General features: G+C 44.6%; 8 protein-coding genes. 3 read left to right on the plus strand and 5 right to left on the minus strand.

Annotation, left to right across the window (positions count from 1 at the left end; translation table 11 throughout):
- Nucleotides 1–17: 17 nt before the first annotated feature.
- From B2863_RS12915 to recG, 3 genes are all read right to left on the minus strand, one after another.
- Nucleotides 18–3107, minus strand: coding sequence for an efflux RND transporter permease subunit (locus B2863_RS12915; protein WP_296211306.1), 3090 nt, complete (start codon nt 3105–3107; stop codon nt 18–20).
- Nucleotides 3104–4396: an efflux RND transporter periplasmic adaptor subunit gene (locus B2863_RS12920; protein WP_296211307.1), complete on the minus strand. Its 1293-nt coding sequence runs from the start codon at nt 4394–4396 to the stop codon at nt 3104–3106. The genes B2863_RS12915 and B2863_RS12920 overlap by 4 nt, the downstream gene beginning before the upstream one ends.
- Before the next feature lie 518 nt (nt 4397–4914).
- Nucleotides 4915–7266, minus strand: a complete 2352-nt coding sequence (recG, locus tag B2863_RS12925) for an ATP-dependent DNA helicase RecG (RefSeq protein ID WP_296211308.1) — start codon at nt 7264–7266, stop codon at nt 4915–4917.
- A 280-nt stretch (nt 7267–7546) separates the two neighbouring features.
- Here recG and B2863_RS12930 point away from each other — a divergent pair, with 280 nt between their 5' ends.
- Nucleotides 7547–8551 carry a patatin-like phospholipase family protein gene (locus B2863_RS12930; protein WP_296211309.1) on the plus strand — a complete coding sequence of 335 codons (1005 nt, stop codon included), beginning with the start codon at nt 7547–7549 and terminating at the stop codon, nt 8549–8551.
- A 174-nt stretch (nt 8552–8725) separates the two neighbouring features.
- Here the strand turns inward: B2863_RS12930 and B2863_RS12935 are convergent, their stop codons facing one another.
- Nucleotides 8726–9313, minus strand: coding sequence for a hypothetical protein (locus B2863_RS12935; RefSeq protein ID WP_296211310.1), 588 nt, complete (start codon nt 9311–9313; stop codon nt 8726–8728).
- Between the two features lie 398 nt (nt 9314–9711).
- Here B2863_RS12935 and argA point away from each other — a divergent pair, with 398 nt between their 5' ends.
- On the plus strand, nt 9712–11034 hold the full coding sequence (gene argA / locus B2863_RS12940; protein WP_057762129.1) for an amino-acid N-acetyltransferase: 1323 nt from the start codon (nt 9712–9714) through the stop codon (nt 11032–11034).
- A gap of 139 nt (nt 11035–11173) precedes the next feature.
- On the opposite strand, the gene B2863_RS12945 is transcribed toward argA, so the two are convergent.
- Nucleotides 11174–11905, minus strand: a complete 732-nt coding sequence (locus B2863_RS12945; protein WP_296211311.1) for an FKBP-type peptidyl-prolyl cis-trans isomerase — start codon at nt 11903–11905, stop codon at nt 11174–11176.
- 456 nt (nt 11906–12361) lie between these two features.
- Here B2863_RS12945 and B2863_RS12950 point away from each other — a divergent pair.
- A partial coding sequence (locus tag B2863_RS12950) for a mechanosensitive ion channel (protein WP_296211313.1) occupies nt 12362–13926 on the plus strand: 1565 nt, incomplete at its 3' end.

Below are 13926 nucleotides of genomic sequence, written 5' to 3' on the forward strand. Positions count from 1 at the left end.
TCTATGAGAAGTGACTATTAGAGGTCACTAGGTTTACCATGTGGAGCTAACCATTTAGCAAACCATCCTGATAAATCATCCATCAAGGTATAGACGACAGGAATGACAACCAAGCTCAATAGCGTAGAGGTTACCAGACCACCCAGTACCGCTGCTGCCATCGGACGCCTAAAGGTAGGATCTGCATCGCCCCAACCAAATACCAATGGCAACATACCTGCACCCATCGCGATGGTCGTCATGATAATAGGCCGTGCACGCTTGCGACATGCATCTACGATAGCCTCAAAGCGTACCAGCCCTCGACGCTGGGCAATCAACGCGTAATCGACCAATAGAATTGAGTTTTTGGTCGCAATACCCATGAGCATAATAAAGCCAATCATCGAAGGCATCGATAAGCTGCTATTGGTAATAACCAAGCCGACAAATGCCCCACCAATCGACAGAGGTAACGCCATCAGGATGGTAAAAGGCTGCAATAAACGACCAAAAAGTAGAATCAGCACGCCTAAAATACAAACCACACCGACGGACATCGCAATGATAAAGCCACTAAAGAGGTCTGCCATGTTTTCAGCTTGGCCCTGATCGATGATGGTAATCGAAGGCGGCAGTTGCTGCATGGTCGGCACTGCTTTGACCGCTTGTACCAAATCGCCAAGCTCACCACTCGCAGGTTGTACTGTAATACTAATAGCACGCTCTCGATCCAGTCTACTAATCTGCGCAGGCCCAGTACCAAAGTCTAGCGTAGCAACCTCACCGACGCGCACACCTTGACCTGCAGGCATGGAACTCGGCACGTACAAACCTTCTAGTTGGCTAACATTTTGCTTAGCCACGTCAGGTAAACGTACGACGATTGGTACTTGGCGTGTATCAAGATTAAGCTTGGACAATTGCTGTTCATAGTCGCCTACGGTCGCCACACGTAGAGTCGTAGCGATATCTTGCGTAGTGACCCCTTTATCAGCCATTGCCAATCTATCTGGCGTTACCGTTAGCTCTTGGCGTGGTAGACTGCGATCACTCGTCACAGCGCCTGCACTTGGTAGCCCGCGAATCTCAGACATGATTTTTTGTGCAGTTTGTTCAAGCAGTTGCGGGTTAGTACTGGTTAATGAAAAGTTATAGCCACTTTCACCACCACTCGATAACCCGACTGTAAACCTTGCTCCTGGTACTTCTGTCATCAGTTTGCTAATTTTGCGTTCTATCTCTTGCTTGGTGCCTCGTTCTGCACGCGGAGCAAGCACGATATCCAGGCCCGCGATGTTTTCAGCCTTACCGCCACCACCATCCGACGCACCCATCGACGCCTGCGCCTCTCCCACTGAGGTAAAGATATTGGTCACCTCAGGCATGGCCAAAATGCGATCACTTGCTAGCGCCGCCACGCGCTCAGTATCTGCCAACGATACATCAGGCGTCAGCTCAATAGCCACTCGAGTTTGATCGATATCATTATCAGGGATAAATGACGTCGGTAGCAGCTTAACTAGAGCTAGCGATGCTACAAATAAAACAAGGGTTGCACCCATGGTTAGCCAACGATGATGTAGAGTCCAAGACACAATCTTAAGATAGTACTTCATCATCGCGCTTTGTTTTTCGACGTGCTTTTTCTCAGGCCGTAATATATAAGCTGCCATCATAGGGGTAATCAGGCGCGCTACCATCAGCGAGGCAAAAATTGATAAGGCAGCCGTCCAACCAAACTGACGGAAAAACTGTCCAACGATACCGCCCATAAAGGCTGTTGGTAAAAACACCGCAATCAACGTAAAAGTGGTGGCGACAACGGCCAGACCAATTTCATCAGCGGCTTCCATCGCCGCTTCATAAGGCGTCTTACCCATGCGTAGATGGCGTATGATGTTTTCTACTTCAACGATTGCATCATCGACCAGCACCCCAATGACTAATGATAATGCCAGTAGTGAGATGATATTAAGACTAAAGCCAAACAGATACATACCCAAAAAGGTTGGAATCACTGATAACGGCAAAGCGACCGCGGCAACGATAGTCGCTCGAATATTGCGCAAAAACAGGAAGACTACTACTACAGCCAACAGCCCACCTTCAATGAGCATTCTTAACGAAGCTTCATAATCTTCTGCAATGGGTGTGGCTCGATCATAGACTTTTTCAATACTGATATTACCGACATCAGCAGTCAGCTTGGCAAGCTCCTCATCAACCAGCTCCATCACATCGACTTCACTGGCCCCACGCGATCGAACGATGTTAAACGCCACCACGGTTTGACCGTCCAGCTTAGCAATCGAGCTTGGATCTGCTGCGCCGTCAGTGATTTTTGCCATACGACCTAAAGCTTGTGTGCCCCCCGTAGGGACCGCCACTTGTAAATCGTTTAGCTCATTTGCTCGCTCAACGGCACCGAGAACACGGATGGTCTGAGTCGTATTGCCAACTTCCGCCTCCCCGCCTGAGCTGTCTTGCTGGATACCAGCGATTTGCTGCGATAATTGTGAAATAGAAAACTTCAGACCACTTAACGCAATTGGGTCAGCAGCAACCGTGATTTCACGCTGCAACCCACCAACACGGCTCACGGTACTAACGCCTGGTATATCAGATAGCCGTTTGGTAACGGTATCATCAACAAACCAAGATAAATCCTCCACGCTCATATTTTCAGCAGCGACAGAGTACGTAACCACTGGAAACCCAGCAGTAGATACTTTAGTAATAATAGGATCGTTGGCTGCAGCTGGCAGATCACCACGTACTTCGCCGACTGCTGAACGCACATCGTCTACCGCTTCTTGAATGTCTTTTTCTAGGGTAAATTCAGTGGCAATGGTCGCCGCACCCGTCTGTAGCGTGGTGCGAATATGACTCACGCCTTCGATACTGGTCAGTTTGTTTTCAATCTTTTTGGCAATATCGTTTTCGAGTTGTGAGGGCGCAGCACCCGGTAGCGTCACCGTGACCACCACCGCTGGCAAGTCTATATCCGGAAACTGCTGGACTTTCATTTTCATGAAACCGTAAATGCCGCCCAACGTCAGCAGTACAAATAGCAAGATAGCGACGAGAGGATTTTTGATCGAATAAGCGGAGACGTTTAAGCTCATGGTTGTGCCTGCACTGGCTTACTGGTTTGAGACACACCATCAACAACACGTACTAGGTCACCATCATTTAAGAAGCTGCCGCCCTGCTTTACGATACGGCTGTCACTTGGCAAAGGCTCTAGCACTGCTACACTCTCGCCCAATCGCTCACCCAATGTCACTCGCTGCTGCTTGATACGTCCCATCGATCGATCGTCTCGAGTAGTCGATTCGGTAACGAGCATCACATAATCATAACCATCATTGCTGACCACTGCGCTATTAGGAATCGTTTGCGTACTGGTACTTCCTAACAGGAATTCGCCTGTTTGATACATGCCTGCACGTATCTTTGAGTTGGCAGCTAGGCTAGCATAAATCGTAATTTGACGGTTGTTGTCTGCGGTTGGTGCGATGCGGTTTACTTGCCCCATCACTGTATCACCACCCGGCAGACTGACTTGTACAGGCGTACCGACATTTATATCACCGACAAGCTTAGGATCTATATCTGCTCGCCATTCCAAAACCCCGCCTTTGATAATCGTAAATAACGGATCCCCGCCTGCCACTTGACCGACTTCTACCATTTTTTCACTGATGATACCGCTGACAGGAGCGACGACTTTTGCATTCTCTAATGTCAAACGCTGATTACTCAAACGGGCTTTAGACGCTTGTAAAGAAGCTCTGGCACGGACTTCCGAGGTACGGTAACGATCGGCTTCTTGTTTGCTAATGGCATCGATATCGATCAATGGCAGCACACGTGCAGCATCAGCGCTGGCATTGGCAAGGGTGGCTTCCGCTTCTGCGACATCTGCTTGCGCCTGTAGCACTTGCTGCTCCATAGCATCAGTATCGAACACCGCTAAAACTTGACCCACTCTGACGCGGTCGCCTTCTTCGACCAAAATACGCTCGATAGCCACCCCATTGACTTTTGCACTGACGTTCGCAGTATCCTTAGCATTGATGGTTCCATCGGCACTGAGCGTGCTGCCGATATCATCTTGACTTGGACTGACTGTTTCTACTGAGAGTACCGATTGCTCAATACTGGCATCGCTACCAGTTGACTGATCGTTTGCGACAGAATTAGAAGCTGCTGACTCATCTGTAGCTGCATTACTATCATTGCCCCAATACTTGCCAAGTAGCACCCCTATCACTAGCACGGCTGCCAATACGGGCCATAACCATATTGGTGGTTTTGCAGATGGCCTTTGAGATACAGTGTCAGTTTGACGATACGGCGGCAACTCAGATTCAGCTGACGGCTTAGAATGGGTTTCTTCAAAATCGCTCATGATAACTCTCTGTAGGTACAGTCAATATTGAAATACTCGATATAAAATGACTAAAAATATCAATCAGTCACAGCAATAATAAAAAGTGGCACGCAATCGAAGCAATGTTTGGATAGCCTGATATAGGGCTATGAGCGTTACTTACAGAGAGTATTACGATGTTCTCTAAAGCACTGTTTATTATTATAATAGTTCATCAAATTATCGAGAATAGCATATATTTAGTCATCATCTTATTTTTATATATAGGGTCTAGCTTTCATAAATTTAATTGAAACCTAGACCGAATACATGTGCAGTATTAAAGGCATATCGACTAATTCAAAGAAATAAGATCGCGTATAGTCAGTCGCTGAATATCTGATGTATTCAGCGACTGACTATGGATGGAGTAACGTCTATCAAGAATGTTAACGTTGTGGCCATGCTGTTTAACGATAATTAGAAATGTGTTCAATGACATAATGAACCCACTTGCAGGCATTAAGCACTGATTACTAGACAATGGACACTAAACGCTAAGCATTGGTATAGCGACTTGCCTCGGGCATCCAGCGATGAATCAATTGACTGACATCTGCTTTTCGCGCAGGGTCTGCTATCAAATGCTTCGCTAACCGCTGAGCAATGGCAAATAATTGCTCATCACGGATTAGATCAGCCAAATAGTAACCAACGTTACCTGTTTGACGTTTGCCTAACAGCTCTCCTGGCCCACGTAGCTCTAAGTCTTTTTGAGCAATGACGAAGCCATCGGTACTATCACGTAGGACGTTTAGTCGCTCAGTACCTGTCTCCGATAGTGGCTTTTGATATAGCAGTACACAGAAACTTTTGGTCGAGCCACGTCCGACTCGCCCGCGCAGCTGATGCAATTGTGATAGTCCCAAACGCTCTGCATTTTCGATAACCATTAACGATGCATTGGGTACATCGACCCCTACCTCGATGACAGTCGTCGCAATCAACAAATCCAAATTACCTGCTTTGAACTCCTGCATAATGGCTTGCTTATCAGCAGACTTCATTTTGCCATGCACCAGTCCAATACGAATATCTAGACGTTCATTTAAGTCCTCATAAGTGGCTTCGGCTGCCTGCGCATCCAAGACACTAGACGCTTCTACCAGTGAGCATACCCAGTACGCTTGCCTGCCCGCTTCGCAATTGATCGCGATACGTTCTATTACTTCATCGCGTCGATTGCGATCGATGGTTACTGTCGTAATTGGTGTACGCCCCGGTGGCAATTCATCGATGATTGAGGTATCCATATCGCCATAGACACTCATCGCTAAGGTTCTTGGAATCGGTGTTGCGGTCATTATTAGCTGATGCGGGGTACTGTTAGCCACGCCTTTATTGGTCAATGCCATGCGTTGCTCAACACCGAATCGATGCTGCTCATCAATGATAACCAAACCTAACTTAGCGAACTGAACTTGCTCCTGAAACAGTGCATGAGTACCGACCACCACTTGCACGGTATTTTCTGCGACAGCTTCCAAAGCTTCGCGGCGCTGTTTGGCCGTTTGCTTACCGGCGAGCCAACCGACACCAATGCCCAATGGTTCAAACCATTGCTTAAAATTCAGTAGATGCTGCTCTGCCAAAATCTCAGTTGGTGCCATTACCGCGACCTGCCAGCCACTATCGAGCGCATAGCCTGCCGCCCCTGCTGCCACCAACGTCTTGCCAGCACCCACATCACCCTGTACCAGTCGTAGCATCGGAATTGAGGTCGCCATATCCGCAGTGATGTCTTTCATCACTCTTTTTTGCGCCCCCGTTAAATCAAAAGGCAATGCAGAAAACAGCTTGTCAGCAAGAGGGCTATTGGTAGTACATTTGGGCGCTTTATGCTGATGTAGCTGTTGGCGACGATATAGCAGACTGAGCTGATGCGCAGTCAATTCTTCAATAATCAAGCGCTGGCAAGCAGCATGCGTACGAGCACTAAGTTGAGTGAATAGTTTATATTGCTGAGACGCGCTGGTATAAGTAGGCGGCGTATGCAGCAGTACCAATGCTTCGAATATCGTTAAATTATAGACATTATGCTGAGCAATACTGGCAGCGACGTTATGTATGTCATTATCTGCCTTATAGGTAGAAGGATTGGGCTTATATACGCTATTGCCAATCGCATTATCAGGCACGCTGCGTGCTAACGTCGAAAAAATATCTTCGGTATATTCGGCCTCTGATACTGTTGATTTAGATGGCTCAAAAGGCACTAATGGCAAATCGGATACAACCGCAAAATCTTCAGCCGTAAACAATGTCATCGGCAGACCTTGGCTCCGAACCGTTTGCAATGCCAGTTTAATTAAAGTACGCAGCTTGTTTTGATGTAAACCTTTGACAGTAGGATAAATAGGCTGCAATCCCGTATCGGTCATAACTGTATTGTCAGTGATGACTTGATATTCAGGATGATGTATCTGCTTACCGTAACGATTGACTTTAACCTCACCAAACAGCTGTAAGCGTGTTCCCAAATTCATAGTCTGTACCAGACCACGATAGACCTTAAAAAACCGCAACGATATCGTACCCGTATCATCGTCCACCATCACAGTCATCCCACTGCGCTTGGTATCAACATGGACGATATGACCTGTAATTAGCGCTGATTGTCCATGCTCTACATCGGCGATTGATACCAGTCGACTACGATCTTCATAATCACGGGGCAAATGTAACAGCAAATCGAATATCCGCTTGATATTTAACTGCGCCAACTGCTCTGCCACTTTTACCCCCACACCTGCTAGCGCAGACACTGGCATATCTAGTGCTGACAGCGGCATGTCAGATCTAAAGTGATCTAATGAGTTGGCTGAGGCATGACTCTCCGATATTGGCATTAAAGATCCTAACAATATTATTTTTAATTTTCGTATGCTAAATCGAGCATTTTTAGTAGGCTGCATATAATGGCTTATGCCATAAAATAGCGATAACAATAGTATGCATAAAGACGTCGACTCATTTCATTATAGCTGACAATACAATTGCTTATGCTAGGCTATTTAGTAAAATAGCATCTATACAGTCCATCTACTATAGATAAACCGCTTCTTCTCATCATACCAATAACTGATGTCTTATTTTTTGAATTCTGGCAATTTCATAAGGTGTTTTTCTATGCTTGTTTCTATTTTGCCTCGTCAGTTTCGTCACAATCTGATTCGTCATAATTTAAAACTACTGAGGTTGAGCTTAATACCCATTCTCGGTTTTTACATTAATGCCTGTAGCATCTTGCCATCGACTACTCCCGCCACACCAGAGCCTGTTATTAAAGCCCCTACTGTCGCACTGGTGTTGGGTGGTGGCGGTGCAAAAGGGTTTGCCCATGTAGGCGTCATCAAGGCGCTAGAAGAAAACGGTATCAAACCAACATTGGTAGTCGGGACGAGTGTGGGTAGCTTGATTGGTAGCTTATATGCCAGTGGTTACACGCCGGCACAGCTTGAGCAATTGGCACTGACCACTACTGATAGCCAGCTCACAGACTTTACCTTGTCCAATCAAGGTTTCATCGAAGGTATTAAGTTAAAAAACTTTATCAATAGCAAAGTGAATGCGCGAGCCATAGAGGATTTCCCCATTGCTTTTGCGGCAATCGCAGCAGAAAAACACACTCTGAAGAAAACAGTCTTTACCACTGGCGATGCTGGGCTTGCCGTGCAAGCGTCCTGTAGCGTGCCTAGTATTTTTATTGCCCCGCGCATTCCTGAAAAGGTCGGTAAAAAATATATCGATGGTGGTGTGGTCAGTTTAGTACCCGTAGATAGCGCCTATGACTTGGGTGCGGATATTGTCATTGCTGTAGATGTGACGGGATCTCAAGGCAGTGATAGTACTAATAATCAAATACCGACTATGAACTCATTGAGTGACTTTTGGGGCTTTCTCGAAACCAATATTCTAGCTACCAACCTGCCTGCTAAGCGCTCCGTATCAAGTCAGAATGAGCGGGATCGAGCGGATATTGTTATTACTCCCAATGTCGGTCATAACAGTTCGATAGATACTAGGCAGCGACGCAATTTAATACAAGCAGGCGCTCAAGCTACAACGCCACAAATCAATGCTATTAAACAACTTATCCAAGAGAAATCTAGTAGCAAATATGCCACGCTGTAGCTTAGTATTTTTACTTACTTATCAGTAAAATTATCAAACGTCCTGACACACCATAAAAAAGCACCGCAGCTATAAACTGTGGTGCTTTTTTATTGATAGCTTTCTGTACTAAACGGATAGTTTTCAGTGCCAACTATATCAATACTAGCTAAATTCTAATCCAAAAACTCAGGACTATTTAACGCGCGCGCGGTATTTTACAGCGACGGTATCATTTAGACCTACACCTTCTAAGTCCCAACGTACCGCTTTATAGTATTTAAGCGCGACATCTTGTAGTTGATTATCAACTTTGGTACGTAATGGCATACGAGCAAAATTATTGCCATCTACACTGCCATATGGGAATTCAGGAGCAACAGTCTTCAGCAGCTCTACCTGCTCTGGAATACTCATCGTAACGGTCATTTTACGTACGCGATCTGCATTAGTATTGGTAAAGTACCCCTGATACTCCAATACATTACCTGACTGCAAACGAGTATTGGTATCTACAGGGACAAGTACTTCTTGACCGTTGGCATCAACACTGACCAATGACGCTGTGATTCTGCTGTTAACGGCCTGAGCACTTGAGTTGCTGCTCTTATTGGCATTTGCTTGAATAGCCATTGAGCTATCAACCGCTTGCTCTGGTGTTGGCAGCATTGCTGAGGCTTGTGTAACGACCATCGCACCGATAAGCGTACCGGCAACAACGTGAAATAAGCGGTGGCCGCTCCAAGCACTAAACGGGCTAGCAAACTGGTTACTTTTTTTCATGATTTTCATTATCCCTGGTTGATATATCGGTAAAACACAGATGGTGCAACTTAAGTTATTTTTATAATTTGTTCAACAGATAAAAAGCATTACGATGTATATAAGATATCGCTGTAAAATAGTTCGTACAATCTATGAAACACATGAACTCACTTATCTAACCTGATTATCTTCGCTCAGCATCCGTAAAGCAATAGCGCTTAGCATAACAAAAAGCATTTGTACGTACATTAACCCAGTGTTGAGGTTGTGTATATCAGCGATTGGCAATAAGAATGCTTGAATACAGCTGAAATAAAAGATAGCTCATAACCGCGTTTTTTGCTATGGTAAATCTTTAGCGTTAGGCATTTTTTTGCTGCGCCCCTTTTCTTATTCTAACGACTACTGCTCCCATTATGACTACTAGCTCCATGCCCCAGATTAACCCTGAATACGTCCATTGGTTCCGTAACTCTGCACCCTACATTAATACCCATCGCGGCAAAACTTTCGTGATCATGTTTGGTGGTGAAGCGGTCAATCATGCGAACTTCAGCACACTTATTCATGATTTTGCCTTGTTGCATAGCTTGGGTATCAAGCTAGTACTGGTACACGGGGCACGACCGCAAATCGAAAAGAACTTAAAAGACGCTAACATTGAATCGCCGCTACATCAAGATATCCGTATTACGCCACGTGCAGCAATGCCGTCTATCTTGCAAGCCGTTGGTGCTATTCGTTTACAGATTGAAGCTCAGCTATCAATGGGGTTGGCCAACTCTCCGATGTATGGTTCACGTATCGATGCGATATCGGGTAATTTCGTGACAGCTCGCCCATACGGTATCCGTGAGGGTATTGATTACCAGATGACGGGTGAAGTGCGTTCTATCGATGTGGAAGCCATCAAAAATAATCTACTTCATGACCATATCGTTGTGCTAGGCTCGATGGGCTACTCTGCGACTGGCGAAGTATTTAACTTATTGGCGGAAGATGTTGCCTTAAGCGCTGCCGTAGCACTTGGCGCTGATAAGCTTATCTTCTTAGGCGAAGAAGCAGGTATCAACGACGACGATCGTTTATTACGTGAAATGATTCCTAATGAAGTTGATCGCTTCTTACGTGACCGTGATTTAAATTGCGAAATCAATTATTTCTTGAACTGTGCAAGCTTGGCCTGTCGTCAAGGCGTGCATCGCACGCATATTATTTCGTATGCCAAAAACGGCGCATTACTAGAAGAGCTATTCACACGTGATGGTTCTGGTACGCTGATTAGCCATGACCCTTATGAAGAGATTCGCCGTGCCAATATCGATGATGTGGTCGGACTTATTGAGCTACTGTCACCTCTAGAAGAGCAAGGCATCTTGGTCAGTCGTTCGCGAGAGCGCTTGGAGCAAGAGATTGATAATTATAGTGTGATTGAGCGCGATGGTATGATTTTGGGCTGTGCAGCATTGCATACGCTAGACTCAGAGTCAGCGGAAGTTGCCTGTGTTGCCGTGCGCCCTGAGTACCGTAGTGGTAGCCGCGGTGCAGATTTACTAGCGTTTCTAGAACAGCAAGCGCGTAGCCATGGTTTGTACAAGTTATTTGTTTTGACCACTCGTACCGCACATTGGTTCGTCGAGCAAGGCTTTGCTGAAGTTGAAGCCAGCGCTTTACCTGAAGCACGTTTAGAGAAATACCATAATGGCCGTAACTCTAAAGTCTTTCAAAAGAATCTATAATTTATCACCAATTTGATATTTGCTTTGTAAGCTCGGTATCAGTCTGAGATAAAATATTACCCATAAAAAAGCCTTCATAATTATATGAAGGCTTTTTTATGGGTAAATACCTAAATTACATAATTTTTGCTTTAGATACTTATTTTACTTTTAATAGCTCAACAGTAAAGATAAGGGTGCTGTTAGGCTCAATACCAGCGTTACCCGCTTCGCCATAAGCGATGTCTGATGGGATATAGAACTCGTATTTTCCGCCTTCTTTCATCAACTGTAGACCTTCAGTCCAGCCAGCGATTACTTGGTTTAGTGGGAACTCGATCGGCTCACCGCGCTCATAAGAGCTATCAAATACCGTACCATCAAGCAATTTACCTTCGTAGTTTACTTCAACCACGTCAGTTGCTTTTGGTGATTTACCAGTACCTGCTTTGATAACTTTATACTGTAAACCAGACTCCGTTTGCTTCACGCCTTCTTTTTTAGCGTTCTCTGCTAAGAATGCAGTACCAGCGGCTTTATTCTCTGTCGCCTTAGTTTCCATGTCTTTAACAAACTGCTCTTCTTGCTCTTTTTGATAGTCCATCAATACTTGTTGCATTTGCTCTTGGGTCAATGCTGATTCATTGCCTTCGTAGCCATCACGGAAGCCCTTTTCAAAAGTATTTAGGTCTAGATCTTTGACAGCCTCTTTATTGCCTTCTGCCATCATGAAACCTAAGCTATAACCTACTTTTTCACTAGCTGAGCTTTGTTCAGTAATGGAAACGCTTTGAGCGGCTGTTTCTTGATTGCCATTGTTGGTGCTACAGCCTGTTACTAACAACATAGCGCTAGCAAGTGCACTAACGCCTAAAGTAGTGATTTTTTTCATAAAGTACTCTCTAATTGTAAGAATAGTGGCGAGATGTCACATTCCTCTATAATAACAAATCTTAGTTTTGGGAACCACGCTTTGCACGAAATTATCGGGTCAATGTATAGTCTATGTTAATATCTTCTATCATAATAACAAGTTATCACACAAATATAGTAACAGGTAAAGCTTTCTATCTTTAAATCCATCAATACATAAGCTAAGCTGAATTAGTTAAGGAGATAAGTAACCGAGCGTTAATTTTTATCAAAAATAAGCAGATATCGATAGCGAAGTCACTGTAATATAAATAAGAGATACTGCTGATAATGATTTATGCTCAAAAACGATAATATCTCTATATAACTGATTCTAAAAATACTATTTATGACAACCATCTGTATGTCTTGCTCACTAATCGCTGTATGAACATTGTTTTTGGCGAGTTATATAAGATGCTTCAAGGAGGATAAGATGAACCCAATGTACACATCTTTTAACGGCTATCTCGGTGGACCTATCGGTTCCATCATTGGTGCTATTTTGATATTCGTTATTGGTTGGCTAGTAGCCCTTGGTATCGCAGCGCTGGTACGCGGCGTACTCTCTAAAGTTAATCTCAATCAACGTATGAACTCTTCAACAGGTAAGACCTACGACCTTGAAGGTATCATCTCCAAAATTGTTTTCTGGTTTATTTTCATCATTGCTATCTCAGGCGCACTGAGCCAATTAAACTTAAACTCTATCTCAGCACCATTCGCAAATATGGTTAATCAAGTATTGGCATTTATCCCTAATCTTATCGGTGCTATCGCACTTGGTGTGATCGGTTGGGTCGTGGCTACTGTTGCACGCACAGCGATCAACGCTGCACTCGCAAAAACCTCTATGGATGAGCGTTTAAGTGCACAAGCTGGTGTAAAACCAATGAGCAGCACGATTGCTGATATGGTTTACTGGTTCATCTTATTGGTTGTGTTGACCATGGTACTTGGTCAATTAGAGCTTGATGGTTTGTTTGCACCATTAACTAATATGGTAGACAAAATCTTTAGCTTCATCCCTAATATCTTGATTGCTGGTGTGGTCTTCGTCGTTGGTTATATCATTGCCAAAGTCGTACGCGGCATCGTCACCAATCTTGTTTCTACTTTTAATGTACAAGAATTGGCGTCAAAAGCAGGTTTAAGTGAGCAAAATAGCTTGCCTAACATTGCAGGTTCGCTAGCATTTTTAGTGGTTATTATTCCAACCATTATTGCTGCTCTAAACGCATTAAAAATTGAAGTAATTGCTCGCCCTGCGACCAATATGCTTAACAAAATCATGGAAGCATTGCCAAACATCTTCATGGCAGTCGCTATCCTAGTAGTGACTTTCTATGTTGTACGTATGGTTGCCAACATCATCAAAGGTCTGATTGAGAACACTCAAATCAATCAATTACCTGCGAAAGTTGGTCTACAAGAAACCATGGGTGATAAGAAAATCTCTGACCTAGTTGGTTATGCGATTATCTTCTTCGCTATGCTATTTGCCGCTATTGCAGCTGCTGATTTGTTAGGTTTCGAGCCTATCTCAGCTATTATCACGATGTTTATCGCATTCGGTGCAAATATCATCCTAGGCGCAATTATCCTATTCATCGGGTTCTGGCTTGCCAATATCATTGCAGGTGTGGTTGAACGTTCTGAGCAAGGTTCACAATTCCTAGCAAACATCGTACGTGTATTAATCATGGGCCTAGTATTAGCAATGGGTCTAAAAGCGATGGGTATTGCCGATTCAATCGTTAACCTAGCATTTGGTCTAACACTAGGCGCGGTAGCCGTTGCCTTTGCCCTATCATTTGGTCTTGGTGGTCAAGAAGCTGCAGCTCGCTTCTTACGTAAAATGCAGGATAAGATGGATCATGAACGCACTGAAGCGAAAGCAAAATCTGCGCTACAGCCAAGTTCATCAACTCAAGAAAAAGTTGCTGATTCAGTTCGTGAAAACACGCCCTCTGCTGCTAGCACACCTACCACTGATTTACG

Source organism: Psychrobacter sp. UBA3480 (assembly GCF_002377945.1).
Classification (GTDB): Bacteria; Pseudomonadota; Gammaproteobacteria; order Pseudomonadales; family Moraxellaceae; genus Psychrobacter.

Coding starts and splice junctions, on each gene's coding strand:
- B2863_RS12945 (WP_296211311.1), bottom strand. CDS start 11,905: ATGAAAAAAATCACTACTTTAGGCGTTAGTGCACTTGCTAGCGCTATG.
- B2863_RS12920 (WP_296211307.1), bottom strand. CDS start 4,396: ATGAGCGATTTTGAAGAAACCCATTCTAAGCCGTCAGCTGAATCTGAG.
- argA (WP_057762129.1), top strand. CDS start 9,712: ATGACTACTAGCTCCATGCCCCAGATTAACCCTGAATACGTCCATTGG.
- B2863_RS12935 (WP_296211310.1), bottom strand. CDS start 9,313: ATGAAAAAAAGTAACCAGTTTGCTAGCCCGTTTAGTGCTTGGAGCGGC.
- B2863_RS12915 (WP_296211306.1), bottom strand. CDS start 3,107: ATGAGCTTAAACGTCTCCGCTTATTCGATCAAAAATCCTCTCGTCGCT.
- B2863_RS12930 (WP_296211309.1), top strand. CDS start 7,547: ATGCTTGTTTCTATTTTGCCTCGTCAGTTTCGTCACAATCTGATTCGT.
- recG (WP_296211308.1), bottom strand. CDS start 7,266: ATGCCAATATCGGAGAGTCATGCCTCAGCCAACTCATTAGATCACTTT.